The 26,831-nt window shown below is 66.9% G+C and carries 26 protein-coding genes and 1 tRNA gene; 10 read left to right on the forward strand and 17 right to left on the reverse strand.

All coding sequences use genetic code 11. The features are described from left to right. Positions 1–58 precede the first annotated feature (58 nt). From K7711_RS05140 to sp36, 3 genes are all read right to left on the reverse strand, one after another. The gene (locus K7711_RS05140; protein ID WP_222965270.1) at positions 59–853 is read right to left on the reverse strand and encodes an MBL fold metallo-hydrolase; all 795 of its coding nucleotides are present in this window, start codon (positions 851–853) and stop codon (positions 59–61) included. Positions 854–929: 76 nt separating this feature from the next. Further along, positions 930–1,391 carry a RidA family protein gene (locus K7711_RS05145; protein WP_222965271.1) on the reverse strand — a complete coding sequence of 154 codons (462 nt, stop codon included), beginning with the start codon at positions 1,389–1,391 and terminating at the stop codon, positions 930–932. Then, complete coding sequence (gene sp36, locus K7711_RS05150) at positions 1,391–1,555, reverse strand: Sp36 family protein (protein ID WP_085997622.1); 165 nt, start codon at positions 1,553–1,555, stop codon at positions 1,391–1,393. The genes K7711_RS05145 and sp36 overlap by 1 nt, the downstream gene beginning before the upstream one ends. A 567-nt stretch (positions 1,556–2,122) precedes the next feature. Here sp36 and bagA point away from each other — a divergent pair. Together bagA and bagB are read left to right on the forward strand one after the other, a co-directional pair. Then, on the forward strand, positions 2,123–3,169 hold the full coding sequence (bagA, locus tag K7711_RS05155; protein ID WP_222965273.1) for an ATPase BagA: 1,047 nt from the start codon (positions 2,123–2,125) through the stop codon (positions 3,167–3,169). Further along, on the forward strand, positions 3,169–4,371 hold the full coding sequence (gene bagB, locus K7711_RS05160; RefSeq protein WP_222965275.1) for an ATPase BagB: 1,203 nt from the start codon (positions 3,169–3,171) through the stop codon (positions 4,369–4,371). Before bagA ends, bagB begins: the two co-directional genes overlap by 1 nt. Positions 4,372–4,489: 118 nt before the next feature. On the opposite strand, the gene K7711_RS05165 is transcribed toward bagB, so the two are convergent. Next, a complete protein-coding gene (locus K7711_RS05165; RefSeq protein WP_040817773.1) occupies positions 4,490–4,813 on the reverse strand; it encodes a WhiB family transcriptional regulator in 324 nt (107 codons plus the stop codon). Positions 4,814–5,178: 365 nt separating this feature from the next. Between K7711_RS05165 and K7711_RS05170 the strand changes: the two genes are divergently transcribed. After that, the gene (locus K7711_RS05170; RefSeq protein ID WP_222965277.1) at positions 5,179–7,542 is read left to right on the forward strand and encodes a penicillin-binding protein; all 2,364 of its coding nucleotides are present in this window, start codon (positions 5,179–5,181) and stop codon (positions 7,540–7,542) included. A gap of 269 nt (positions 7,543–7,811) precedes the next feature. Here the strand turns inward: K7711_RS05170 and K7711_RS05175 are convergent, their stop codons facing one another. Continuing rightward, entirely contained in the window at positions 7,812–8,276 is a 465-nt protein-coding gene (locus K7711_RS05175) for a GatB/YqeY domain-containing protein (RefSeq protein WP_040817767.1), read from the reverse strand. 116 nt (positions 8,277–8,392) lie between these two features. On the opposite strand from K7711_RS05175, the gene K7711_RS05180 reads away from it, so the two are divergent. From K7711_RS05180 to K7711_RS05200, 5 genes are all read left to right on the forward strand, one after another. After that, entirely contained in the window at positions 8,393–9,355 is a 963-nt protein-coding gene (locus tag K7711_RS05180; protein WP_040817765.1) for a metallophosphoesterase, read from the forward strand. A 43-nt stretch (positions 9,356–9,398) separates the two neighbouring features. Beyond that, positions 9,399–10,949 carry a DUF8017 domain-containing protein gene (locus tag K7711_RS05185; protein WP_222965279.1) on the forward strand — a complete coding sequence of 517 codons (1,551 nt, stop codon included), beginning with the start codon at positions 9,399–9,401 and terminating at the stop codon, positions 10,947–10,949. A 56-nt stretch (positions 10,950–11,005) separates the two neighbouring features. Further along, positions 11,006–11,079, forward strand: a tRNA-Pro gene (locus K7711_RS05190). Between the two features lie 78 nt (positions 11,080–11,157). Further along, complete coding sequence (locus K7711_RS05195; RefSeq protein ID WP_222965281.1) at positions 11,158–11,388, forward strand: hypothetical protein; 231 nt, start codon at positions 11,158–11,160, stop codon at positions 11,386–11,388. Between the two features lie 341 nt (positions 11,389–11,729). After that, entirely contained in the window at positions 11,730–12,551 is an 822-nt protein-coding gene (locus tag K7711_RS05200) for an SAM-dependent methyltransferase (protein ID WP_235746563.1), read from the forward strand. Between the two features lie 18 nt (positions 12,552–12,569). Here K7711_RS05200 and K7711_RS05205 read toward each other — a convergent pair whose 3' ends face one another. From K7711_RS05205 to K7711_RS05220, 4 genes are all read right to left on the reverse strand, one after another. Further along, positions 12,570–13,472 (reverse strand): helix-turn-helix domain-containing protein, encoded by a 903-nt coding sequence (locus K7711_RS05205; RefSeq protein ID WP_308014474.1) that lies wholly within the window; start codon positions 13,470–13,472, stop codon positions 12,570–12,572. Between the two features lie 111 nt (positions 13,473–13,583). Further along, positions 13,584–14,036, reverse strand: coding sequence for an SRPBCC domain-containing protein (locus tag K7711_RS05210; protein WP_222965283.1), 453 nt, complete (start codon positions 14,034–14,036; stop codon positions 13,584–13,586). Between the two features lie 2 nt (positions 14,037–14,038). After that, entirely contained in the window at positions 14,039–14,380 is a 342-nt protein-coding gene (locus K7711_RS05215) for an ArsR/SmtB family transcription factor (RefSeq protein WP_222965285.1), read from the reverse strand. A gap of 127 nt (positions 14,381–14,507) precedes the next feature. Further along, positions 14,508–16,202, reverse strand: coding sequence for an FAD-dependent oxidoreductase (locus tag K7711_RS05220; RefSeq protein ID WP_222965287.1), 1,695 nt, complete (start codon positions 16,200–16,202; stop codon positions 14,508–14,510). A gap of 289 nt (positions 16,203–16,491) precedes the next feature. Here K7711_RS05220 and nicT point away from each other — a divergent pair, with 289 nt between their 5' ends. Next, positions 16,492–17,595 (forward strand): Nickel transporter NicT, encoded by a 1,104-nt coding sequence (nicT, locus tag K7711_RS05225; protein ID WP_222965289.1) that lies wholly within the window; start codon positions 16,492–16,494, stop codon positions 17,593–17,595. Between the two features lie 78 nt (positions 17,596–17,673). Here the strand turns inward: nicT and K7711_RS05230 are convergent, their stop codons facing one another. Then, positions 17,674–19,272, reverse strand: coding sequence for a succinic semialdehyde dehydrogenase (locus K7711_RS05230; RefSeq protein WP_222965291.1), 1,599 nt, complete (start codon positions 19,270–19,272; stop codon positions 17,674–17,676). Positions 19,273–19,396: 124 nt separating this feature from the next. On the opposite strand from K7711_RS05230, the gene K7711_RS05235 reads away from it, so the two are divergent. Continuing rightward, entirely contained in the window at positions 19,397–20,218 is an 822-nt protein-coding gene (locus tag K7711_RS05235; RefSeq protein ID WP_222965293.1) for a crotonase/enoyl-CoA hydratase family protein, read from the forward strand. A gap of 66 nt (positions 20,219–20,284) precedes the next feature. Here the strand turns inward: K7711_RS05235 and K7711_RS05240 are convergent, their stop codons facing one another. The 7 genes from K7711_RS05240 to K7711_RS05270 all read right to left on the reverse strand — a co-directional run bounded on the left by K7711_RS05240 (position 20,285) and on the right by K7711_RS05270 (position 26,796). Then, positions 20,285–20,977: an acetoacetate decarboxylase family protein gene (locus K7711_RS05240; protein ID WP_222965295.1), complete on the reverse strand. Its 693-nt coding sequence runs from the start codon at positions 20,975–20,977 to the stop codon at positions 20,285–20,287. Positions 20,978–21,060: 83 nt separating this feature from the next. Continuing rightward, on the reverse strand, positions 21,061–22,668 hold the full coding sequence (locus K7711_RS05245) for an acyl-CoA synthetase (RefSeq protein WP_222965297.1): 1,608 nt from the start codon (positions 22,666–22,668) through the stop codon (positions 21,061–21,063). 37 nt (positions 22,669–22,705) lie between these two features. Then, on the reverse strand, positions 22,706–23,950 hold the full coding sequence (locus K7711_RS05250; protein ID WP_222965299.1) for a hypothetical protein: 1,245 nt from the start codon (positions 23,948–23,950) through the stop codon (positions 22,706–22,708). After that, complete coding sequence (locus K7711_RS05255; protein ID WP_222965301.1) at positions 23,944–24,495, reverse strand: nuclear transport factor 2 family protein; 552 nt, start codon at positions 24,493–24,495, stop codon at positions 23,944–23,946. Before K7711_RS05255 ends, K7711_RS05250 begins: the two co-directional genes overlap by 7 nt. Positions 24,496–24,546: 51 nt before the next feature. Next, a complete protein-coding gene (locus tag K7711_RS05260) occupies positions 24,547–24,738 on the reverse strand; it encodes a ferredoxin (RefSeq protein ID WP_222965303.1) in 192 nt (63 codons plus the stop codon). After that, entirely contained in the window at positions 24,738–25,544 is an 807-nt protein-coding gene (locus K7711_RS05265) for an SDR family oxidoreductase (RefSeq protein WP_222965305.1), read from the reverse strand. Before K7711_RS05265 ends, K7711_RS05260 begins: the two co-directional genes overlap by 1 nt. Before the next feature lie 46 nt (positions 25,545–25,590). Then, on the reverse strand, positions 25,591–26,796 hold the full coding sequence (locus K7711_RS05270) for a cytochrome P450 (RefSeq protein WP_222965307.1): 1,206 nt from the start codon (positions 26,794–26,796) through the stop codon (positions 25,591–25,593). Between the last annotated feature and the right edge of the window lie 35 nt (positions 26,797–26,831).

The following is a 26,831-nucleotide window of genomic DNA, read 5'->3' on the forward strand; positions in this document are numbered from 1 at the left end:
CGACGGGACTCAGGGGGCCGCGAACCCGCCGGAGCGAAGCGGAGGCCGAAGACACAGCTTAGTTTTGTTGGCTGCGCAGGTAGGCCAGCTGGGCTTTGACCGAGCTGCGGGCCGCGGGCCACAGCTTCTTGTCGACGTCGGCGTAGACCTTCGCGACGACCTGTAGCGGCTTGGCGTTCGGGCCCAGTTCGCGCAGTGCCGCGCGCACCTGCTCCAGGCGCTCCTGGCGATGCTGGATGTAGTAGCGCAGGACGGGCTCGGCCTCGGGGTGATCGGGGCCGTGTGCGGGCAGCAGGGCCCGGCCGGGGGCCACCTCGAGCAGGCGGTCCATCGAGGAGAGGTAGTCGCCCAGCGCGCCGTCGCGCGATTCGAGCACGGTGGTTCCGCTGCCGAGCACGGTGTCGCCGGTGAGTACGGCGTCGTCGAGGACGAAACTCACCGAATCGGTGGTGTGCCCAGGGGTGCCCAGCACCGTGATGCGCAGCCCGGCCGCCTCGACGACCTCGCCGTCGGTCAGCGGTGTGACCGAACCACGCAGATGTTCCGGATCGACCGCGCGCACCGTGGTGCCGGTCAGCTTGGTCAGCCGATCGATACCGCCGGTGTGGTCGTGATGGTGGTGCGTGATCAGGGTGAGGGCGATATTTCCGCCGGTCTCCCGCGCGATCGCCTCGCTGTGCTCACGATCCTTGGGCCCCGGATCGATCACGACGCAATCGGATCGTCCGGGGGCACGCAGAATCCAGGTGTTGGTGCCCTGCAGGGTCATCTGGTTGGGGTTGTTCGCCAGCAGTACCGATGCAGTCGGCGTGACCGTCCGCAGTTGCCCGTAAGCCGGATGAGTGAGCGTCATGCTGTGTCCTTCTGCTTCGCTTGGCACGCGAACCTCATTCCTGCTTACCGCATTTCGTGCAGGGCCGCACCACGATCTAGCTCACCTCGGCGATGAGTTCCACCTCGACCGGAGTGTTCCTGGGCAGCTCGAAAACGCCGACCGCGGAGCGGGCGTGCGTACCGGCTTCGCCGAACAGTTCGCCCAGGAGTTCCGAGGCGCCGTTGATCACCTGCGGCTGATCGTTGAATCCCGGTGCGGAGGCGACGAATCCGACGACCTTCACGATCCGCACGACCGAGTCCAGCCCGACCAGGTCGTGGACCGCCGCGAGCGCGTTGAGCGCGCACAGCTGGGCCGCCTGCTTGGCCTGTTCGAGACTCACCTCGGCGCCGACCTTGCCGACGGCCGACAGCTCACCGCCGACGAACGGCAGCTGACCGGAGGTGTAGACCAGCGATCCGCTGCGCAGCGCCGGGATGTACGCGCCCGCCGGGGCGGCCACGGCCGGCAGCCCGAGGCCGAGTCGGCTCAGATTCTCCCGCCAGTCCTGCGCCATCAGCCCTTCACCCGCTTGAGGTAGGCCACGTGCTGCTCACCGGTCGGCCCCGGCAGCACCGTGACCAACTCCCAGCCGTCCGCACCCCACTGATCCAGAATCTGCTTGGTCGCATGCGTCAGCAACGGCACGGTCGCGTATTCCCACTGCGTCACATCACTCATGCGCCCGAGCGTATAGGTGCACCCCACCCCCGAGAACCTTTGGGCTCGCCCCAATTCGGTGCCCCATCCCTGGACACATGCACCCACACACCTCGTTCCACCAACCTCGAACAACGCCGACACCGAAGTTCGCGGCCCGTCTCGCCGGTCGGACGCGTGGCGGGTGCGAGGAACGAGTACCCGACACGAGGCCGACCGGCGAGACCCCGGAGGCCGCGAACAGCCGAAGCGAAGCGGAGGCAATCAGACACAGTTCGCGGCCCGTCTCGCCGATGAGACGCGTGGCGGGTGCGAGGAACGAGTACCCGACACGGGGCTCATCGGTGAGACCAAGGGGGCCGCGAACAGCCGGAGCGGAGCGGAGGCAATCAACCACAGTTCGCGGCCCGTCTCGCCGATGAGGCGCGTGGCGGGTGCGAGGAACGAGTACCCGACACGGGGCTCATCGGTGAGACTTCGGGGGCCGCGAACCGCCGGAGCGAAGCGGAGGCCAAAGACACTGTGGTGTACCAGACAGTTGGTGGATCGCTTGGTGGGATTTTCCCAACGGGCTATAGGCTCGCGAACGTGGGAGCACCGATAGCAGCGCCCGTTTCCAGTGAAGCGGGGCCCGAGTTAGGTTGGCCGGAGCGGGCGGACAAGGCCCGGCTGCACTACGTTTCCGGGAAGGGCGGCACCGGGAAGTCGACGGTGGCCGCGGCGCTGGCGCTGGCTCTCGCGGCGGGTGGGCGGCGGGTGCTGCTGGTCGAGGTGGAGGGGCGGCAATCCATCGCGCAGCTGTTCGATCTGCCGCCGCTGCCGCCGACCGAGACCAAGATCGCGACCGCCGACGGCGGCGGCGAGGTCATGGCCTTGGCGCTCGATATCGAACACGCCTTCCTCGAATACATGGAGATGTTCTACAACCTCGGCTTCGCGGGCCGGGCGATGCGCCGGATGGGCGCCATCGAATTCGTCACCACGATCGCGCCGGGTCTCAAGGACGTCATTCTGACCGGCAAGATCAAGGAATGCGTGGTGCGCACCGAGAAGTCCGGTAACCGGACCCGCCCGGTCTACGACGAGATCGTGGTCGACGCGCCGCCGACCGGCCGCATCGCCGGATTCCTCGACGTCACCAAGGCCATGGTCGATATGGCCAAGGGCGGCCCGATCGCCTCGCAGGCCGAGGGCGTGTCGAATCTGCTGCACTCCGAGCAGACCGTCGTGCACCTGGTGACGCTGCTCGAGGCGCTGCCGGTGCAGGAGACCGCCGACGCCGTCGCGGAACTGACCGAAGCGGATTTCCGGATCGGCACGGTGATCGTCAACCGCGCCACCGAGGGCTTTCTGCCCGCCACCATGCGTGCCCGCGCCGCGGACGGCGACCTCGACGTCCAAGCCCTGCGCACCGGATTGCACGATGCGGGAATCATCCTGTCCGACAAGGACTTCCAGGGGATCGTGGAGGAGACGGTGCAGCACAGCGCGACCCTGCGCGCCCAGGACGACAGTTCGGCCGAACTGTCCCGGGTGGACATCTCCCGGCTGTATCTGCCCGCCCTGCCCGACGGTATGGACCTGGGCGGCCTGTACGAGCTGGCCGAGCATCTGAGCACTCAGGGAGTTCGCTGATGACCGTTCCGAGTACCGCAGTCCCGCTCGATATTTCGACGATCGTCGGGGACCCGTCGGCCCGCGTGGTGGTCTGCTGCGGCAGTGGCGGCGTCGGCAAGACGACCACGGCCGCGGCCATCGCACTGCGGGCGGCCGAATCGGGCCGCAAGGTCGTCGTGCTGACCATCGATCCGGCCCGGCGCCTGGCCCAGTCGCTGGGTGTGAGCGATCTGGGCAACAGCCCGCAACGCGTGCAGCTCGGCCCGGAGGCGAAGGGCGAACTGTTCGCGATGATGCTGAACATGCGCCGCACCTTCGACGAGATGGTGCTCGAGCACACCACCCCGGACAAGGCCGAACAGATCTTCGCGAACCCCTTCTATCAGACCGTGGCCTCGTCCTTCGGCGGGACGCAGGAGTACATGGCGATGGAGAAGCTGGGCCAGCTGGTCGGTCGCAAGGAGTGGGACCTGATCATCGTGGACACCCCGCCCTCACGCAACGCACTGGACTTCCTCGACGCGCCCAAACGACTCGGAAACTTCCTGAACGGCCGCATGATTCGCGTCATCATGGCCCCCGGACGCGGTGTGGGCCGGTTCGTGACCGGCGCGATGAGCCTGGCGGTGCGCGGCGTGTCCACGATCGTGGGCGGCCAGATGCTCAAGGACGCGTCACTGTTCCTGCAGTCGCTGGAGTCGATGTTCGGCGGCTTCCAGGATCGCGCCAATCGCACCTACGCGATGCTGTCCCGGCCCGGGACGCACTTCCTGGTGGTGGCCGCGGCCGAACCCGACGCGCTGCGCGAGGCGTCGTTCTTCGTCGATCGGCTCTCCACCGATGCGATGCCGCTGGCCGGGCTGGTGCTGAACCGCACCCATCCGGCGCTGTGCTCGCTGTCGGCCGAGCAGGCCGCGGCGGCCGCCGACCGGCTCGCCCCCGCGAGCGGCAACGGCGTCCCCGGCGGGACCGTCAGCGCGGAATCCGACGACGACGCGACCTCCGATCCGCGCGCGCTGGCAGCCGACGTACTTCGCATCCACGCGCATCGCGCCAGCACCGCCAAGCGCGAACAGCATCTGCTGCATCGGTTCACCGGCGCACACCCCCGGGTGCCGATCGTCGCGGTGACGGCGCTGCCGTTCGAGGTCTCGGATCTGCGCGCGCTGCGTGCTGTCGCCGATCAACTCTTCGACTCGACCGGGGCCCACATCGCCTGAGCGGCGCCCTCGACACCGCCTCGGCAACAGGGTGGTCAACGCTCGAGCAGGACGCCGACCGACCCCGGAAACGGGTCGAGCCCGCGGATGCGGGCTCGGTCCGTTGTCGGCAAGATCCTCAGATCGCGATTTTCTGGTTGCGCTGGGCGCGGAAGAACTCCGCCCAGGACGTCACCTCCGGATGCTGCTTGAGCAGCGCGCGCCGCTGCCGCTCGGTCATCCCACCCCACACACCGAACTCCACTCGATTGTCCAGGGCATCGGCACCGCACTCCATCAGGACGGGGCAGTGCCGGCAGATCGTCGCCGCTTTGCGCTGCGCTGCACCGCGTACGAACAGCTGGTCGGGGTCCACTTCCTTGCATCGGGCCTGGGAGACCCAGGCGATCCTTGCTTCGGCCTGCTCCACGTCCAATCGAGCGATGGGGGTAGTCATATGCATTTGGTGTGCCCCTTTGCAGTCCGAACACCGGGTCAACGGCGCTCCGGAATCGCGAGCAGTCCGCAGCAACCCAACCCCGCTGCGAACTGCACCACATTCCACTTTGAGTGTTAGCTCTATCACACTGGGTTCTCAATCTAGGTAAAGGTATGGGCGGAGCGCAAGACCGTCCCTGGAATTTCTGGTACGCCCGTCCATGCAAAAGCGACATAAAACCGGGCAGTCTGAACGAATTGGGCGACACGCCTGGCTTTTCTCCGCACGACGCGCCCACATGTGACGAGATGCACGCCCCGAGCAGGGCGGAAAGCGGCGGCCCGCACCGCGCAACGCTCACCCCGAGGCACTGCATTTAGTCTTGGAGCGTGCCGATCTCACAAACGCTCGCCAGACTGGCCGGGGCGTGCATCCTGGCGGCCGCTCTGATCGCCGGGCTGTTGTTCCCGCTCGCCGGTGGTTTCGGGTATATCTCCAACCGCGCCGCCGACGCCGTGGACAACGTCTCGGCGGAAGTGCTGGAGGGCACCGTGCCCGCGGTCTCCACGATGGTCGACGCCACCGGAGCACCGATCGCCTGGCTGTACGACCAGCGTCGGTTCCAGGTCCCCAGCGACAAGATCTCCAACAACATGAAGCTGGCCCAGGTCTCCATCGAGGACCGCCGCTTCCTGCAACACCACGGCGTGGACTGGCAGGGCACCTTCCGCGCCTTCCTGCGCAACACCTCGAGCGGTGAGGTGCAGCAGGGTGGTTCCACCATCGACCAGCAGTACGTGAAGAACTTCCAGCTGCTGGTCGTGGCCAAGACCGACGCCGAACGCCGCGCCGCCATCGAGACCACTCCCGCGCGCAAACTGCGCGAGATCCGCCTCGCCCTGACGCTGGACAAGCAGCTCACCAAGGACGAGATCCTCACCCGATACCTGAACCTGGTGTACTTCGGCAACGGCGCCTACGGCGTCCAGGACGCCGCGCAGACCTACTTCGGTGTGGACGCCAAGGATCTGTCCGTCCCGCAGGCCGCGATGCTGGCCGGCATCGTGCAGAGCTCCTCGCACTTCAACCCGTACACCAACGAGAAGGAAGTGCTCGCGCGCCGCAACACCGTGCTGGACACGATGATCCAGAACATCCCCGCCCGCGCCGAGGAATTCCGCGCCGCCAAGGCGACCCCGCTGGGCGTGCTGCCTGAACCCAAGGGGCTGTCCAACGGTTGCATCGCCGCCGACGACCGCGGCTACTTCTGCGATTACGCGATGCAGTACCTGGAGGACGCGGGCATCAGCAAGGATCAGCTCGACAAGGGCGGCTATCTGATCCGCACCACCCTCGACCCGGCCGTGCAGAACTCGATGAAGGCCGCGGTCAACTCGATGACCAACCCGACCCTGGCCGATATCGCCGAGGTCTCCAGCATCATCGCGCCCGGTCAGGACTCGCACAACGTGCTGGCCATGGTGTCCAGCCGCACCTACGGCCTGGACGCGAACGTCCATCAAACCGTTCAGCCGCAACCCTTCTCGATGGTCGGTGACGGTGCGGGCTCGATCTTCAAGATCTTCACCACGGCCGCGGCGATGGAGAAGGGCCTGGGGATCAACGCCAAATTGGATGTGCCCTCGTTCTACGCGGCCAAGGGCATGGGTTCGAGTGGCACGCCGGGGTGTCCGGCGATGACGTACTGCGTCAAGAACGCCGGTAACTACCGTTCGCCGATGTCGGTGACCGAGGCGCTGGCCCAGTCGCCGAACACCGCGTTCGTCAAGCTCATCCAGGCCGTCGGGGTGACCCCGACCGTCGATATGGCCATCCGCCTGGGCCTGCGGTCGTACGCCAAGGCCGGGACCTCCGGGCACGGCAACACGAGCATGGCCGACATGTTCAAACAGCAGAATCTGGGTTCGTTCACGCTGGGCCCGGTCGCGGTGAATCCGCTGGAGCTGTCCAATGTCGCGGCCACGCTGGCCTCGGGCGGCAAGTGGTGCCCGCCCTCGCCGATCAAGCAGGTCCTCGATCGCAACGGCAAGCCCGTCTCGCTGACCCAGCAGGCGTGTGAGCAGGTCATCGATCCGGGTCTGGCACGCACCCTCGCCAATGCGCTGAGCCAGGACGCCACGGGCGGTACCGCGGCCGGCTCGGCACACGCGGCGGGCTGGAACGTCCCGGTGTCCTCCAAGACGGGTACCACCGAGACCAACCGCTCCTCGGCCTTCCTGGGCTTCACCGATTCGCTGGCCGGCGCCGCCTACATCTATGGCGACTCACCGACGCCGGACGAGATCTGCTCGTTCCCGCTGCGCAACTGCGGCAGCGGAAACCTGTTCGGTGGTAACGAACCGGCCCGCAGCTGGTTCCTGGGCATCAGACCGGTGCTCGGCAACTTCCCGCCGTCGGCGCTGCCGCCACTGGACGACAAATACGTTCGCGGATCGAACAATTCGCAGATTCCGGACGTGATGGGCATGACCCAGGCCGAGGCGACCTCGGCGCTGGTCGGCGCGGGCTTCCAGGTTTCGGCGGTGACCCAGCCCGGTTCGGCCGCCAAGGGCACGGTCCAGGGCACCACGCCCAACGGGTCGGCGATCCCGGGTTCGGTGATCACGCTGTACCTCAGCGACGGCACCGAGCGTCAAGTGCCGCAGGCGGGTACGCCGCAGTTGCCGAACCTGCCCGGAATCCCGATTCCGCGGCTGCCACCGATCCCCATCCCGATTCCGCTGCCGCGATAGTCCTTCGGAAAACATCTCGGGCGGACCTCCGGATCAGGAGGTCCGCCCGAAGTGTGTCGGGAGGCCGAGACTCGACCGCGGCGAATCGACGGAGCGGACAACGCCAACCCCAAAGTTCGCGGCCCGTCTCGCCAATCGGACGCGTGGCGGGTGCCAGGAACGAGTACCCGACACGAGGCCGACCGGCGAGACCCCGGAGGCCGCGAACCGCCGGAGCGAAGCGGAGGCCAAAGACACAGCGGAGGCCGAAGACACAGCGGAGGCCAAAATTAGAGCCGGGACTTGACCGCCGCGGACAGCCGCGAACCGTCGGCGCGGCCGGCGGCCAGCGTGGTGGCGATCTTCATGACCTGACCCATCTGCCGCATCCCCGGGCGCTCGCCGTTCTCTTCGGCGACGTCGGCGATCGCGGTGTCGGCGATGTCGGCGACCTCGGCGTCGGTGAGCTGGGTGGGCAGATATTCGTCGATGATCTGCTCCTCGGCCCGCTCGTTGGCGGCGAGTTCACCGCGACCGGCCTGCTCGTAGACCACGGCGGCCTCGTTGCGCTTCTTGGCCTCCTTGGTCAGAACCCCGACCACGTCGGCATCGGAGAGCTCGCGTGCTTCCTTACCGGCGACCTCGGCGGTCTGCACGGCGGCCAGCAGCATGCGCAGGGTGTTGGTGCGCAGGGCGTCCTTGGCCTTCATCGAGGTGGTCAGATCGGCCCGAAGCTTCGATTTGAGTTCCGACATAGCGCACACGCTATCGGGTCCGGCGAGCTACTCCCAGTACTTTTGCCGCGGCGCGGATGTGACGCTGTGCGGAATCACACTCGGTATTCCACACCTGTGTCGCCTATCCTGATCGAATGCCCGTACTCTCGTCTGCCGCATTCCGACGAGCCGCGCTGGGGGCCACCGGGGCCGCAGTCGCCGGAATCGGCTATGCCACGTTGATCGAACGCAACGCCTTCGTCCTGCGTGAGACCACGTTGCCGGTGCTACAGCCGGGCTCGTCGAGTTTACGGGTGCTACATCTGTCCGATCTGCACATGACGCCCGGCCAGAAGCTCAAGCAGGCCTGGGTGCGCGAACTCGAGGGCCTGGACCCGGATCTGGTGATCAACACCGGTGACAACCTCGCTCATCAGCGGGCGGTTCCCGCGGTCGTGCAGGCGTTGTCCGGACTGCTGTCGCGGCCGGGTCTGTTCGTGTTCGGCAGCAACGACTACTTCGCGCCGGTGCCGAAGAACCCGTTCAAGTACTTCAACAAGAACCACAAGCGCGTCTACGGCGATCCGCTGCCCTGGCAGGATCTGCGCGCGGCCTTCACCGAACGCGGCTGGCACGACCTGACCCATGTGCGACGCGATGTCGAGGTGGGCGGGATCAAGATCGCGACCGGCGGTGTGGACGATCCGCATCTGCGGCGCGACCGGTACGAGACCATCGCCGGTGCGCCGAATCCGTTGGCGGAGCTGAGCATCGGACTCACCCATTCCCCCGAGCCGCGGGTGCTGGATCGGTTCGCGACCGACGGCTACGACCTGGTGCTGGCCGGGCACACCCATGGCGGGCAGCTGTGCGTGCCGGGATTCGGCGCGCTGGTCACCAACTGCGGGATCGATCGTTCCCGGGTCAAGGGCGCCTCGCGCTGGGGCGCACACACCCGGCTACACGTCTCGGCCGGTCTGGGCACCTCACCGTGGGCGCCGTACCGGTTCTGCTGCCGCCCGGAGGCCACCCTGCTGACACTGGTAGCGGCGCCGCCGCAGCGTCCCGCCGCCGACAGTGGCCATGGGGTGTCGGCTTCGGAGGCCGTGGCGCGTTAGGGTTGCTCGCGCCGATCCGATACGTCAGGGGCGAGGGTGATCTATGAGTTCGACGAGCGGTGAGTCCGGCGAGCAGTCCTCCTCGAAGGACCGTCCCCGATCACAGCAGGCGTCGGTGCTGCGCGGGTTGGATCTTCCACATCCGACCTCACCCGCCGATACGACGCATACCGAGATGATCGATATGCGCGCGGCGAGTGACGCGCGCACGCAGGCGATTCCGCAAGCCGGGCCGCGGGCCGACGACTCACGCACCGAGGTGATCCGGCAGGCCGAACCGCGTGCCGCACAGCCGGACGCACCCCGTGCCCAGCCGCCCCGCAACGAGTCGAACCTTTCTGGACGAGAAGATGTTCCGTCCGAATCGGCGCAGACCGAAGCCTTCCACCAGTTGAGTTTCGGTCAGCAGGGACCGCCCGGCGGGAAGCAGCCGCTCGCGCTGTCGCCGGAGATCGCGCAGTACGCCCCGGACGGCTCCGACGCTCGGACGAATCCGATTCCACAGCAGACGGTTTCATCGGGTCGTCGGCCTCGGTCCGGGACCGCGAAGGATGTGGGCACGCCGCCCGCGCAGCCGCCGCAGCCGGTCGGCAGGGGCCGCCCGCACGGCGGTCCGACGAGTCCTATTGCGCGACAACCGCTCGCGGATCAGGGTGCGCGGCAGCCGGAGCAGGCGTGGCAGTTGGGGACGCCGGAGCAGGCCGGATCGCGTTCGGAGTCCGCCGCGAGTGCGGGTGCGGGCGTGTCTGCCCGGCAATCGGATTCGACTCGCAAGGATGCGCCGGAATCCCGCCCGAAGCCCGCCGAGGACGAATCCGCCGACGCCGCGACCAAACATGCCGACCGTCCGTTGTCCGCGCGCGAGCGCAAGCGGTGGCTGTTCGCCGGGATCGGCGCGGCGGCCGTCGTGATCCTCGGCATCGGAGCGACCCTGTTGCTGACCGGCCGGCATTCGAACAATTCCAGCTCCATGGTGAGCGCGCTGAGCTCCGGGGCGAGCGCCGCGCCGCTGGCCACTCCGGCGGCGACCACCGCACCACCCACCATCGCCGGACTGGCGCCGCTGATTCCGGGTTATCAGGTCGTCCAGGTGCCCGAGCGGGGTGCGGCGTTCGACGTGCCCAAACAGTGGCAGCTCGACTCCAGCGGCACGAAGACCTGGGGAACCGCACCCGACACCGCCGAGATCGCCGGACTGGTCCAGGACGGTAAGGGCTACTGCCCCAACTACATCCGGACCAACGCCTTCCTGACGATGTCCGCGAAGCCGGATCCCGCGGCGGCCGCGGTCGACATCGGCACCCGGTTGGCCAAGATCGGCTGGGCCACCTCCACCGGCACCACCCCAGGCAAGGCCGAGCCACTGACCTCGCTGGACGGCCAGCTGCACGGCTCGTTCGCCGAAACCGATGGCACATTCAAGCCACCGGCTCCCGGATGCGCCAAGACCTATGCCGTCTACACCTTCGCCTTCCCCAACGAGAACGGCAATTTCGTCATCACCATCGCCGCCGACACCGGCGTGGCCCGCTCCATCGACCGCGCCACCGCTCAGAGGATCCTCGCAAGCATTCGGCCCCTACAGGCCAAGTGACCTGCCGATTTAACGTCTGAGCCCCCGCTGTTGTAAGCTACTTCAGGTTCACATCACGGGGTGTGGCGCAGCTTGGTAGCGCGCTTCGTTCGGGACGAAGAGGTCGTGGGTTCAAATCCCGCCACCCCGACTCGTGTGTGGAGACACGACAGGGCCCCTGACCTTCGCGGTCAGGGGCCTTACTCTTTGTCTGGTCGGGTTCGATCAGATGCAGAAGACGACGCTGCCGAGGGGGAAGCACAGGTTCACCGACCCGCGTACCGGTGACGCGGAAGTTGTCGACTGGGCGACGGAAGTCGTCGACTGGGCGACCGGTGCAGCCGCGGAGGCAGCCGGAGCTACTGCGATGAACATCGGCAGGGCGATCGCCGTGGCGGCCACGGTCTTCATCATTTTCGTTGACATGGTTCATACCTCGATATGCCTGGTCGATCGATGAGCGCTATCAGATAGCTGCGAGCCTGGCCGGTGGCCGACCGGCCGGGCTCCCGGGCCGCCCTTATGCAATCGAGGTGCCCGCCTTGTCGAATTCGCCCCGGTACAACCTGCGCCGGAACGATCCAAGATCACCAAGTTGTATGGGCGGGAATCCCTTCCACGACATTGGAGAAAGGATGCTACAAGGTTACTGCCGCCCGCCTGAACTGGACGAGGGACTAAAGTCGTCGCTTACCGTGGATCAAATCCACCTGGTCGAGCACACCTTCCGCCTGCGTGCGCACCCGTGCAGATCCGTTGTGGGGCAATGCCGGACGCTCGTACCATCGATGTCGAGGGTCGATGATCGAGGTAGGGATCAGGATGGGCGACCAGGGCGAGCCGATCGCGGAGATCGATATCGAGACGCCGCAGGCGGCGCGGATCTGGAACTACTGGATGGGCGGGCAGGACAATTACCCGTCCGATCGCGCGGCCGGTGATGCGGTGGCCGCGGTGTACCCGGACATCGTGCGGATGGCCAAGCTGTCGCGGGAGTTCCTGATCCAGGTGGTGAGCTATCTCGCGGGTGTGGCGGGCATCCGGCAGTTCATCGATATCGGCACCGGGCTGCCCACCATGCAGAACACGCACGAGGTCGCCCAGCACATCGCGCCGGAATCCCGAATCGTCTACGTGGACAACGATCCGCTCGTGCTGGCCCACGCCCGCGCACTGCTGACCAACACCAGCCCCGAGGGCCTCACCACCTACTTCCCCGCCGACTACCACGACCCGGATCTGATACTGGAACAGGCGGCTCGGGTCCTGGACCTGTCCCGGCCGACGGCGGTACTGCTCATGGGCGTCATGGGCTACGAACCGGACCTCGCCGTGGTGCGCGATATCGTCGGACGTCTGATGGCGCCGATGAGCACGGACAGCCATCTGGTGCTGTGGGACGGCACCGCGACCGGCGACGCGGTTCAGCAAGGCGGTCGCAAATTGGTCGAAGCCGGTGGCGCACCGTACATCCTGCGCAGTCCGGAACAGCTCGCAGGCTGTTTCGAAGGCTTGGAGCTGGTGGAACCGGGCATGGTGCGGATCACCGATTGGCGGCCGATACGCCGGATCGGGACCACCGAACCACTCGACGCCTACGGCGCGGTCGCCCGTAAACCGTGAGCCGAGCGACGTGCGGGATCAGACCGCGGCGCCGCAGGCGACCCCTTCGATGATCCGGGTCGACCGCTCGGGCTCGAGTGCCTTGACGCACAAGCGATCCCAGATCGAATGGTAGGCATCCAGATCGCTCGACCGGTCGAGGAACTGCGCACCGGTGGCGTGATACAGGTGCACGATGTCGGACAGATCGGGATTGCCGAACCGCATCAGGCAGAACGGCACCGCGCTCAGCACCGGACCGCAGACATGGTCCGGCACGATCTGGATCGTCACGTTCACCAGCTCGCCCACCCGGCCCAGATGCCCGAGCTGATCCCGCCAGACCTGCGTACTGCCGAGCTGGCGGCGCAGCACCGACTGCTCCAGCAGCACCCACAACCGCAACGGATCGGGCCCGGTGAGCCGCCGCTGACGCCGTTCCAGCAGTTCGGTGTGCGCTGGATCGTCGGGCGCGCCCGGATGGGCGATGCTCAGCAGTTCCCGCGCGTATTCGGGGGTCTGCAACAGCTCGGGGACGATGCCGGGCGAATAACTCCGCACCAGCGTGGCCGAATCCTCGAAGGCGAGGTAGGGCTCGTACCAGCGCGGTGCGACCTCGACATCGATGTGCCGGTGTCCGGGCGCATTGGCCTGTCGCGCGAGGTTTACGTACTCGGTCCGCAGCGCCGCGTCGCCGACCCCGTACAACGTCAGCAACTTCTCCAGATCCGGTAGCCGGAACCCCAGCAGTCCGGACTCGAGCCGACTGATCTTCGAATGCGAGGCGCCGATCGCGCGCCCGACGTCGTACCCCTTGAGACCTGCAGCCACCCGCAGAGTCCGCAGTCGAGTACCGAGCAGGCGACGCGCCATTGCGGGGTCCCCGCCGGAGTCCTCGTCTCCGTCGCGCAATTGCACGACGGAGGTCGTACTCTTCGTCACCGCCCCTCCCAGGGGACTCTGCTACCGCTGTCTCCGAGTTTGCCACAGCGCCGGCCGGTCGGCGAATCCAACTGTGCATCGGTCCAGACGGGAGTCGCGGTGACCGGCGGGCTACTTCACCACGGCGGCGAGGACTTCGGCCAGCGCGGTGAGCTGGTCATCGGTGCCCTGTTCACGCCAGGCGGGCTGTTCCCGGCCGTCGAGGTAGGCGCCGTGTTCGGTGAGGGTGAGCCGGGTTCCCGAATCGGTGGCGGCGAATTCGACGGTGGTGAGCGAGACGGTCGACAGGATCTCTCCCTCGCTGAGCGAGGAGGTGTAGACGATGCGGGTGTCCGGGACGACGTCCCGGTAGACGGTCTCGAAGGTGATCACCGTGTCGTTGACCGCGCCGCGCGCGATCTCGCGCCCGCCGACCCGGAAGTCGAGCTCGTGATCGGAATTCCCGCCCGCGAACCAGCGGGCCTTGGTCACGGGATCGGCCCAGGCGGCGAAGACGGCCGCCGGGGCGACGGGGTATTCGCGTTCGAGGGTGAAGGTGGCGTGGATAACGGACTGTTCGGACATGACTACTCCTGATCGGTTCCTGGACGTTCGGCGAGCACCTCACCGAGCGCGTCGAGACGGCTCTCCCACGGCATCCGGCGCGCGGCGATCCATTCCTGAATCGGCGCCAGCGCGTCGGGCACCAGCTGGCAGGTGCGAACCCGGCCGACCTTCTCGGACCGAACCAGCCCGGCCTCCTGCAACACCTGCACGTGCTGAACGACCGCCGCCAGCGACATGTCCAACGGCTCGGCCAGCGCACTGACCGCCGCCGGACCGCTACTGAGCCGTTCGATCAGCTGCCGTCGCGTGGGATCCGCGAGAGCACGGAAGATCCGGTCGATTCGCTCGGCATGGTTAAGCACATACTTAAGTGTTATGCCGGGCCGCGTAATAGTCAAGTACTCACTTGACTATTGCCGGAGCGACCCCGGAAACACAAGGGCCCCGGCATCAGCCGGGGCCCTTGTTCGTGCGACGGATCTCGCGTGCTCAGACCGGGGTGATCGGCAGGCGCAGGGCTGCCGGGGCGGCCTGGGGAACGACCGGGGACTTCGGGGCGATCGGCTCGACGCGGCGGTACGGCTGACCGAGAGCGGGGCGAGGATCGGACTCACCCTTGTTGGGCCACAAGGCCATTGCGCGCTCGGACTGGGCGGTGATGGTCAGCGACGGATTGACGCCGAGGTTCGCCGAGATGGTCGAGCCGTCGACGATGTGCAGGCCCTCGTAGCCGTAGAGCCGCTGGTAGGGATCCACGACGCCGGTCTCGGGCGAATCACCGATCGCGCAGCCGCCGATGAAGTGGCCGGTGATCGGGACGTTCGCCAGTTCGGTCCAGCTGCCCTGCGGGATGCCGTCGATCTTCTCCGCGACCCGCCGGGTGACGTCGTTGCCCTCGGGAATCCACGCGGGCGGCGCCTGACCGGAACCCGGTTTGGTGGTCATCCGGCGGCCGAACAGTCCGCGCTTGTTGTAGGTGATGATCGAGTTGTCCAGATTCTGCATGACCAGCAGGCCGATCATCCGCTCGGACCAGTGCCGCGGATTGTGCAGCCTGGCCAGATCCCTTCGCTGCCTGACCATTTCACGCATGCCGAGCACCCAGCGCCGCTTGCCCTCCTGACCGTCCACCAGCACCGTGGTCAACAGGCTCATGGCGTTGGAACCCTTGCCGTAGCGCACCGGCTCGATATGGGTGTGGTCGTTGGGGTGGATCGAGGACGTGATCGCCACGCCCCGAGTGAAATCGGTGTCCTTGCGCCGCGAACGCGCGGCGAGCACGGCCTCGGAGTTGGTGCGCGCCAGATGCCCCAGCCGCGGCGAGATGTTCGGCAGCACACCGCGATCGCGCAGATTGTGCAGCAGCTGCTGGGTGCCCAGCGCGGCCGCGGAGAACACCACCTGATCGGCGGTGAAAGTCTTGCGCCCCTTACGGATCCACCGCCCGGTCCGCATGGTCTCGATCGCGTAGCCACCCTCGGGCAACGGCCGCACGGTGACCGCGGTGGTCAGCGGATGCACTGTGGCGCCTGCCTTTTCGGCGAGGTACAGGTAGTTCTTGACCAGCGTGTTCTTCGCGCCGTGCCGGCAGCCGGTCATACATTCGCCGCAGTGCGTGCAGGTCCGCCGCTGCGGCCCGGCGCCGCCGAAGAACGGGTCATCGACCTCGCTTCCGGGCCGGGCGCCCTCACAGGCGAACAGCACGCCGACCGGAGTGCGCCGATAGGTGTCGGCGATGCCCAGATCCTGCGCGACCTCCAGCAGCACCCGATCCGAGGGCGTGGTGGCCGGGTTGGTGGTCACGCCCAGCATCCGGCGGGCCTGGTCGTAGTGCGGGGCGAGTTCGTCGCGCCAATCGGTGATGTGCGCCCACTGCTTGTCCCGGTAGAACTGCTCGGGGGCCTCGTACAGGGTGTTGGCGTAGACCAGCGAACCGCCGCCCACACCGGATCCGCTCATGATGAAGGTGTCGTTCAGCAACGTCATCCGCTGGATGCCGAAGCAGCCCAGCTTGGGCGCCCACAGATACTGGCGCATATGCCAGGAGTTCTTCGCGAACTCGTCGTCGGCGAAGCGACGGCCGGTCTCGAGTACGCCGACCCGATACCCCTTCTCGGTCAGCCGCAGAGCCGTGACACTGCCCCCGAAGCCGGACCCGATGACCAGCACGTCGTAATGCGTCATGGGTCACACCCTAGGCAGTGCACATGTCATCGAACGAGAGCCTCGCGGCCAGAAAATCGAGATATTCGGCCAGTCGGCGAACGGCCCGCGAATGTCGCGGAACCGCAGGTGACGCCGGGAGCGCTCGGCGGCTGAGCTATATTCCATCGAAGTTCTTCGCGACGAGAACGGGAAACCGGTGTGAATCCGGTGCGGTCGCGCCACTGTGTCCAGCTTGCTGGGAGTCAGACCCCGACTCGTCGCGTACCACGGACGGGGACGCGAGATCCCCAGAAGGGTGGTGCCCGCCATGGCCCCCGAAGCGACCACCCGACGTGTCCTGCGCGACGTCCTGCACGACTGGAATCGCCGCGACCGGCTCGAGGCCGCCGCCCTGCTCGGCGTCGTCGTGGTGATGCATCTGATCGGATTCGGACTGCTGTTCGGCGCGATCGCACCGCACGGCTATCACATCGGCACCCAGGTCTTCGGGGTCGGACTCGGCCTGACCGCCTACACCTTCGGGCTGCGGCACGCGTTCGACGCCGACCACATCGCGGCCATCGACAACACCACCCGCAAGCTGATGACCGACGGCAAGCGGCCCAAGGCGGTCGGATTCTGGTTCGCCATGGGCCATTCCACGATCGTGTTCGTGCTGGCCGCACTGGTGGTGGTCGGCGCCCGGGTGGTCGGCACGCTGGTCGACGACAACTCGCCCGAACGAAAGACGTTGGGCACCATCTCGACCCTGGCCTCGGGCTCGTTCCTGTATCTGATCGGACTGCTCAACATCGTTGCGCTGGTCGGCATCTGGCGGGTGTTCCGCAAGATGCGCAGCGGCGCGTTCGACGACTCCGAACTCGAGGCGGCGCTGGACGCGCGAGGATTCCTGGCCCGGCTGCTGCGCCCGGTGATGCGGATGGTCAGCCGGCCGGCGCACGTCTACCCGGTCGGCGTGCTGTTCGGCCTGGGATTCGACACCGCCACCGAGGTCGCGCTGCTCGCCCTGGCCGGATCCGGAGCCGCCGCCGGACTGCCCTGGTACGCGATCGTGGTGCTGCCCTTGTTGTTCGCCTCCGGCATGAGCCTGATGGACACCGTCGACGGCCTGTTCATGAACATCGCCTACGACTGGGCGTTCGCGAACCCGGTCCGCAAGATCTTCTACAACCTGACCATCACCGGACTCTCGATCGCGGTCGCCATCCTGGTCGGCTCGATCGAACTGATCACCGTGCTGCACGACGACGTCGGGCTCACCGATCCGGTCACCGACTGGATCTCCGGCATCAACCTGAACAACGTCGGATTCGCCATCGTCGGCCTGTTCGTGCTGGCGTGGGTTTCCGCGGTGACGTACTGGCGGCTCGCGAAGGTCGAGAAGCGCTGGGCCGTAACCCCTTCCGAATAACGCTCGCGAACGCACGTCTGCGGACCGGTCGGCGAGGAACCGGCCCGCAGACGTGGCGCGGGCGATCGGGAAGGTGCGTCAGCGCAGCTTCAGACGCCGCATCATCCGCAACGTCAGCAGCGTGCTCTGCAACTGCTTGGCGTACGGCATGGCCGCGCGGGCTGCCATCACCTGCCGCTTCTGCACACCGATGTTGACCGAATCGGTGTACTTGAGCAGGCCCGCGTCACCGTGCCGGGTGCCGACGCCGGACTGCTTCAGACCGCCCGAGGGCGTCGCCTTGGACGAGTAGGTGACCACGAAACCGTCGTTGACGTTGACGTTCCCCGCCTCGAGCTGACCGGCGATCTTCTCCGCACGAGCCAGGTTGCGGCTCCACACGCTCGCATTGAGGCCGTAGGTGGTGGCGTTGGCCTGTTCGATCGCATCGCGCTCGGAGCTGAACTTGTAGATGGTGACCACGGGCCCGAACGTCTCCATCGTCGCGTGGGTCATCTCCGGGGTCACGCCGGTCAGCACGGTCGGCTCGTAGAACGCCGGACCGATGTCCGGACGCGCCTTGCCACCGGTCAGCACGGTGGCGCCCTTGGCGCGCGCATCCTCGACATGTTCGGATATCCGCGCGAGCTGATCGGGCGACACCAGGGAGCCGAACTCCGGATCGGTGCCGTACGACGCACCCGCCTTGGCGCCCAATTCCTCTGCCGCGGCGACGAATCGGCGCACGAACTCGTCGTGGACCCGGTCGTGCACGTAGATGCGCTCGATATGCATACACGCCTGACCGGTATTGCCGAACACCGCGAACACCGCGCCGGGGATCACGTCGTCGAGGTTCGCGTCGTCCAGCACGAGCATCGGATTCTTACCGCCCAGCTCGAGGCTGCAACCGATCAGATTGCGCCCGGCCAGTTCGCCGATGGTGCGTCCGGTGGCGGTGGATCCGGTGAACATCACGTAATCGGAGTTCTCGATCAGCGTCGGGCCCACATCGGGACCGCCGCCGCAGACGACCTGCATCAGCCCGCGCGGCAGACCCGCCTTGTACAGCAGCTCCACTCCGAACAGCGTGCACAGCGCGGTCTTGTTGTCCGGCTTGAGAACCACGCCGTTGCCCGCGATCAGCGCCGGGGTGGAGTCGGACATCGCGATGGCGAAGGGGAAGTTCCACGGTGCGATGACCGCGACCACGCCCTTGGGCCGGTGCTGCTGGATAGAGCTGGAGATGACCGGCATGTAGCCGCCGCGCTGCACCGGCTTCAGCACCCGCTCGGCGGTCTTGAGGTAGTGGCTGATCACCATCGGCGGATCGCAGGACTCCTCGATCGCCATCCGCCGGGTCTTGCCGGAGCCGATCTGGATCAGGTCGGCGATGGTCTCGATCTCGGTGAGGATCAGCTCATGCCACCGCTGGAACACCTCGAGCCGGCGGCGGACCGACCAGGAGGCCCACTCCTTCTGCGCGGCGCGCGCCTGAACGGCGGCCGCGACGACGTCCTCGGGCGAGGACTGCGGCAGTTCACCGACGACCGCGCCGGTGTACACCTCGATCATTTCGTAGGGTTCGCGCTTGTCACCGGCGGTGCCCGCGGTCACCATCGCGGTCAGCCGGTCGATGAGCGTCTTCGTGATCCGCGGCGGCAGCGTGGTCGCCCCGCTCTGCGTGGTTGTCTCCATCCGCACTCTCCCTCACTTGCCGCCCCGTGACGGCGGTCACCTCCTCTAAACTAGAACACGTTATTGTTCAGGACAACGTCCCGGGGTAGCTTGCCCCTATCCACGAGAGAGAAGAGAGTCGGCGATGACCACGGCAGCCACTGAAACCGGTAGCAGTACCGAGCCACACGCGCTGGTCGAACAGCGCGGCGGGACGCTGATCATCACCATGAACCGGCCCGCGTCCCGCAACGCGCTGACCGGCGAGATGCTCGAGATCATGCTGAACGCGTGGCGGCGGGTGGACGAGGATCCGGACCTGCACTGCTGCATCCTCACCGGCGCCGGTGGCGCGTTCTGCGCGGGCGCGGACCTCAAGGCGATGAGCCGCAACGATCCGAGCAAATCCATGGGCGAGGGCGGCAAGTTCGACGCCTCGAACATTCCGGGGCTGCTCAAGGGCTACCGGCTGAGCAAGCCACTGATCGCCGCGGTCGAGGGCGCGGCCATCGCGGGCGGCACCGAACTGCTGCAGGGCACCGATATCCGCGTCGCGGGTGAGAGCGCGAAATTCGGTGTGTCCGAGGCACGTTGGAGCCTGTATCCGATGGGCGGGTCGGCGGTTCGGCTGCCGCGGCAGATTCCGTACACCATCGCCGCGGAGATCCTGCTGACCGGACGTCACATCACCGCGACCGAGGCCAAGGAGATCGGCCTGATCGGCCACGTCGTCCCGGACGGCACCGCGCTGGACAAGGCCCTCGAACTGGCCGAGATGATCAACGCCAACGGCCCGCTGGCCGTGCAGGCCATCCTCAAGACCATCCGCGACACCGAGGGGATGCACGAGGAGGAAGCGTTCAAGCTGGACGCGAAGGTGGGGCTGTCGGTGTTCGCCAGCGAGGACGCCAAGGAGGGACCGCGGGCGTTCGCGCAGAAGCGCAAGCCGGAGTTCAAGGGTCGCTGAGCGGCTCACCTGGCAATACGAGACCGGCGGGTGCTTCGAGCGCCCGCCGGTCGGTCGTTCCGGGATTCAGCGAATCTCGCGAGCATCCTCGAAAGTCATTTGCAGCGAACCGATTTCGCTGGTGAACAAGGCGCGCCGGGGTAGGCCCAGCGCACGCATCTGCTCGGCGACCGGATGTTCGCCGAGTTCGACCCGCGCACCGCCCGGCCGCATTCGCACATCGGACGGATTCATCACCCACGGCGTGCTGCGCAGGACGCCGTCGAGATTGGTGTACGCCGCGATCGACGCACCGCCCAGTTTCGCCGGCGCGGGGATGCCCCCGCTGGTCTCCAGCGCCACCACCAGACGACCGTCCATGAGCACCTCGCACCGTTTGCCGCGACCGTGCGAGGTGATCCGGATATCGGCCATCTCCTTCGGGAAGCCCCAGATCTCGCGGCCCGCCGCCAAGGTGAAGGGTTGATTCACCGGCAGCCACGAGATGTAGATGCCGATACTCGACCGGTCGCCGGGCAGCTGCGCCATCACGGCCAGGCCGAACTCGTGATACGGCCCCAGATCGCCATCGATGTAGCGGACGAAGACCAGTGTGCAGATCGCCCGCCCGGCGATCGTGACCGGTTCCAATCCGGTGCCGCCCAGGATGTTTCGCGCCGCGTCGGCGTCCGCGAGGAACATGGCCGAGGCCGCGTCCGCGACGCGGATCTCGACCGGCATCGTGACCTTTTCACCGAGAATCGAATGCACCGCTGCCATCCTTCAATTAGAACACGTTCTTATTTTGCGCGGAAGGCGTCGCGGCACACGGGCCGGGCCGTTCGGGCCCGGCTCGTGCGGACTCAGCCCTCGTGGTCCGGGTCGTGCGCCTCGGCGTACTCCTTGGCCCAGCGATAGTCGGGCTTGCCGCTGGGCGCGCGGACCACCGCGTCCACGACCCAGATCCGGCGCGGCAGTTTGTATCCGGCCAGATGAGCGCGGACATGTTTGCGCAGGGCCTCGAAATCGACCGTCGCGCCGGGTTCGGCGGAGATCACGGCCGCGACCTGCTGACCCCAGCGCTCGTGCGGAACGCCGATGACCAGGACGTCGAACACCGAGTCGTGCGCCTTGACCACGGCCTCCACCTCCTCGGTGAAGACCTTCTCGCCGCCGGTGTTGATCACCATGTTGCCGCGGCCGAGCAGGGTGATCGAACCGTCCTCCTCGACCCGGGCGCGGTCGTCGGTGACCACCATCCGGGCGCCGTCCACGGTCTGAAAAAGCTTGGCGGACTTGACCGGATCCTTGTAGTAGCCGATCGGCACCGAACCGGTCTTGGCGACCCAGCCCTCACCGCCGGGGCCGACCGGAGCGCCCTGCTCGTCCACCACCAGCGCGCCGCGCCCGGTCTGCACCCGGGGACCGCGGCTGGGATCGTCGTTCTTCTGCGCGAATCCGATTCCGCCGAAACCGGTTTCGGACGAACCGATGGAATCGGTGATGACGGTGGTCGGCAGCAGTTCGATCAGGTCGTTCTTCACCGACTGCGACAGCAACGCCGCACCCGACCCGACGGCCAGCAGCGAGGAGGCGTCGACCGGATTGGCGCGGTACGACTCCACCAGCGGACGAGCCATCGCATCGCCGGTGATGACCAGGATGTGCGGCTGCACGGTCGCCATGACCTGCCAGACCCGATCGGGATCGAAGCGCGGCTCGAACACCACGGCGTTACCCGACCACAACGCGGTGAAGGTCGGCATCATCGCCGCGGCGTGGATCAGCGGCGGCAGTACGAACCACTTGCTCGGATCACCCTGTGCGCCCACGCGGGACTGCTGATATTCATCGGTGACCGGTTCGTTGCTGTAGAAGTCGATACCGCCGCCGAGCACCCGCCACATGTCCTCCTGCCGCCACATCACGCCCTTGGGCATGCCGGTGGTGCCGCCGGTGTACATCATGAACAGGTCGTCGGCGGTGCGCTCGCCGAAATCTCTTGTCGTGGAAGTATTCTCGAATGCCGATTCGTACGGCGTCGAGGTGCTCGGCAGGTCGGCGCCGCCCTGATCGTCCTCCACGACGAGGGCGTGGCGGATCGAGGGCACCGCTTCGCGTGCCGGTTCGACCGTTGTCGAGTAGCACCGATGATGCACCAGCGCAACAAGATCCGCGTTGTCGTAGATGTACTTCAGTTCCTCGGTGCCGTACCGGTAGTTGATGTTGATCGGCACGGCCCGCACCTTGAAGCAGGCGATCAGCGTCTCGAGAGTTTCCACGGAGTTGTGCATCTGGAACCCGACATGGTCGCCCACGCCGATGCCCGACGAATCGAAGTGGTGCGCAAGCTGATTCGCGCGATTCTCCAATTCCTGGAACGTCACCCGGCGATCACCCTGGATGACCGCCACGCGGTCGGGCATGATGTCGACGGAATGTTCGAACAGATCGGCGAAGTTGTTCGGCATATTTCGGCCCTTTCGCTGCGAGCGACCCGAAAGGGTCTCATACGACGGTGAGCGGCAGCGAACGCCGCTCGGTGAAGCCGAAGTCGGCGCCGGTGCTGAACCGGGTGATCGCCACTTCCGGAATTTCCTTGAAAGATGTTGCCGCCGGGGAGATCTCGAAGACGATCTCGTCGTCTCCGGCGGTCCGGACCCGGGTGTCGAAATGCGCATTCACACCGCGCGCCATGGCGTTGATCGGCTCGAGATGCTCGGCGTCCACCAGCGCGGGCCAGCCGCCGTCGATGACGCCGGGGCAGTTCCGGCGCAGCCGCAACAGCACCGCATCCTGCTCGACGCTGATGTCGATATCGGTGTAGGGCAAGGGATTCCAGGCCGGATGCAATCGCAGGATCTGCGCCAGCGCGGCCGCGTCCGTCCCCAGGCCCAGCGCGTTGCGCAACCGTTCGGAGGTCAGTCCGGCGATACCGGTGAACTGCTTGCGGGCGATCTCGGTCGCTTGCTCCACGCTCGCGCGATCACGCAGCGCGATCAGGAAGCCCAGCGTCAGCAGATGCTGTTGCAGGCAGACCTCATCGGCCATCCGCACCAGCGCGGATTTGGAGAAGTCCCCGAAGGTGAGATCGCTCAGCAGCGGACCGGCGTAGTCGCCGTTCCCTTCGTCGGACGAATCCACCGGCGCGAGTTCGAGTTTCGCCGCGGCGGTGGCCTCGATCTCCGGCGTGTGCACCGGAATCTGCGGCGGCTCGTGCGAGGGATCGATGACAACGGTCCACGCGCACACCGGAACCCGATCCGCGGGCACCCGCGGCGGCCGGTGGATCGGGCGCACCTGTGCCTGCGGATTCGTAGCCAGCGCGGTGGCATCGAACGTCGGATCCTCGATGGTGTGGCACATCGAGACCACGAAATCCTCACCCATCGGCTCGACGTCGGCGAGCGCGCCGCAGTGATCGAGCCAGAACTCACCGTGATTGTCGTCGGTGATCCGGAAGCGGAAGTCCATGAACTGCGGGGGCGCACCGATATCCAGCTGCAACCCCTTGAAGATGGTCTCCACGCCGTTACCGGGGATGTTCAGCGCCGCGCGCATGCGCCGGGTGTAGACCGGGCTGGCCAGCTGCCATTCCTCGATCGCCACCTCGGCCATACCTTCGCGACCGAACGCCCCGATCGAATGCGCCATGCCGGAGCGGTCGATGAGATGCCCGCACAGCAGCAGTTCCGGCAGCAGAATCGCGAGCTGTTCCCGGCTCAACTCGGCGAACCGGCTCGCGCTCACCACAGCGGCACCGGGGACTCGCCGATCCGGTACCACCCGGGCAGCGGCTCATCGGACATCGATCGGGCGATCCGCTTCTGCATCCCCGGCGAGAGCGCGTCCGCGGACATCATCTCCACGAAAAGCGCTGCCACATTGCCGAAGTCGAAGAAATCGCGTTGCCAGGACCACTGGAAGTCGCCGCCGTAGCGGAACCAGCTGCCGCCGATCCCCTCCGGGCTGTAGTGGCTGCCGTCCGCGCGGGTGCGCTCGTTGATCTGTTTCCAGAAGCCGATCACGCTGCCGGACCGCTCGTCCACGACGAACTCCTGGTAGGGGTAGGTCCACCCCTCCAGTCCTTCCATCTCCTGCCCGAGCGCCAGATCGCGGATCTCGTCTCGGCCCACCGCCATGAATTCCTGCTGCGGACCGTAGTTCCAGCCGTACGTGGCCTCGGTGGTGTACATCTGCGCGAGGGGACGCCAATCCCCTTGCGCCTCACAGTTCTCGTTCTCCTGCACCCAGCGCTCGATCATCCGATCGAGTTCGTCGCGGGAATAGCCTGCCATCCGAATTCCTTTTGTTCTCAGGGCTGTTGAGGGGCGCAAGGCCCGAAGGATCTAGTCGTCGACGATGGACAGTGCCTGGGTCGGGCAGTAGCGGACCGCGGCGCGCGCGGCCTCGAGATCCGCGCCGGGATCCTCGCGCAGAATCTGCACGGTGCCCGCCTTGGGCACCTCGAACAGGTCGGGGGCTTCGGCCTGGCAGACCGCATGCCCCTGGCACAGATCGGTATCCACAACGATGCGCATCACCGGCTCCCTTGTTCGCCATCGGATTTCGGCTCGGTCAGCGGGGCCTCGGGTTGTACCTCGACCAGCACCAGATGCGCTCCGCGCGGAGTGCCGACCACCGCGGTGACGGCCGCGGCCAGATCCGATGCCCGCAGGAAATACGGATGCCGGGCGAATCCCCATTTCACCCAGTCCTCCAGCAGCGGCCCGACGACCTCGGGATTCGCGTTCATGCCCATACCGGTCTGCGTCGCGCCGGGACGGACGATGGAGGCACGAACTCCGGTGCCCTCCAGTTCCTTTCGCAGCTGAACGGCCATCGCCTCGAGTCCGGTCTTGGCGGCGTTGTACGCGCCCACACCCGGGCGCGGGACGTCCACGCAGTCCGAGCCGATCACCACGAAATCACCGCGACGTCGCTCGATCATCTGCGGCAGAAGGTGATAGGCGAAGCGCTGCGCACCCTGCAGATGCACCTGCACCTGCAAGCCGAACTCGTCCGGCTTCATGTCCCAGACGTGCCCGAACTCCAGATCGCCCGCGCCGTAGACGACGATTTCCGCAGGGCTCAAAGCCTTCTCGGCCTCGGTGATGAACTCCTCGACCGAGGCGTCGTCCGAGACGTCGAGCCGGTGGGCGAATGCCTCGCCACCGTCGGCGCGGATCTTCTCGGCCAGTTCCTGGCAGACCTCCACCCGGCGCGCACCCAGGGCCACCGGATGACCCTGTTCGGCCAGGGCCACGGCGGTGGCCGCGCCGATTCCCGAAGAGGCCCCGGCGATCAGCGCCGGACGGCGCTGCGGGTGTGGTTCGAATCTGGGCATCAGTGGCTCATCTCGTCGGCTGTAGCAGTGGTCGCATCATGGCGTGTCATCGAACCTGCACCGTCACAGGAAGTTTCGCGAAACCGCGGACGTTCGTGGAGTGCACCCGTTCGATGCCCGCGAGGTCCACCTCGTAGGCGCGGACCCGATCGGCGAACTCCCGCAACGCGATCGAAGCCTCCAGACGCGCCAGATGCGCCCCGAGGCAGAAGTGCACCCCGCGCCCGAAGCTCAGCAGTCCGCCCTTGTCCGGGCGTTCGATGTCGTAGATCTCCGGGTCGGCGAAGACGTTCTCGTCGCGATTCGCCGAACCGACCAGCAGCAGCACCTTCGCGCCCTCGGGCACGGTGTCGCCGTGGAATTCCAGGTCGACCGCGGCGGTGCGGGCCAGGATCTGACTCGAGGTGTCGTACCGCAACGTCTCCTCGACCCAGTCCGGCACCAGCTCGGCATTCGCCGCGACCTTCGCGTACTGCGCGGGGTTGATCGCGGCCCAGAACAGGGCGTTGCCGAGCAGTTTGGTGGTGGTCTCGTTCCCGGCGATCACCATCAGGAACATGAACCCGAGGATCTCCTCGTCGGTCAGCCGGTCCCCGTCGGCCTCGGCGTCCAGCAGCGCCGAGGTCAGGTCGTCGGTGCGGGCGCGGCGGCGCTGGGCGATCATCTCGGCGTAGTAGCCGACCAGTTCGAAGGTCGCCTCGACCGCGGCGACCGGGACGTCCAGCACGCCGTCCTCACGGTGCACCACCAGATCCGCCAGTCGCCGGATCTCGGCGCGATCCGGTTCGGGCACGCCCATCAGTTCGGAGATCACGTCCATCGGCAGTTTGCCCGCGACCTGCTCGATCCAGTCGAAGCTGCCCGCCGCCAGGGCCGGTTCGAGGTGTTGCAACGTCAATTCCCGGATCCGGGTGTCCATCGCGGCGACCCGGCGCGGGGTGAACCCCTTGAACACGAGTTGCCGCAGCCGCAGATGCCGCGGATCGTCCAACGCCAGGAAGGACATCGTCCTGTGCGCGTGCGGACCCCACGCGGCCGGATCCAGCGACACCCCGTTCGCACTCGACAACCGGGCGTTGTCCCGGAATCCCGCGCCGACGTCCGCATGCTGCGACAACGCCCAGAACCCGAGTTCGGGATTGTGATAGAGCGGCGCCTCGGCCCGCAACCGCCGATACAGCGGGTACGGATCCTCGTGGAAGCCGTAGTCGTACGGGTCGAAGGTGAGCGGCTGCGCCGCAACGTCCGTCATCGCCATCACCTCCGATTCGAGAACGCGTTCAGTCC

This window comes from Nocardia coffeae (assembly GCF_019890715.1).
GTDB lineage: Bacteria > Actinomycetota > Actinomycetes > Mycobacteriales > Mycobacteriaceae > Nocardia > Nocardia jiangxiensis.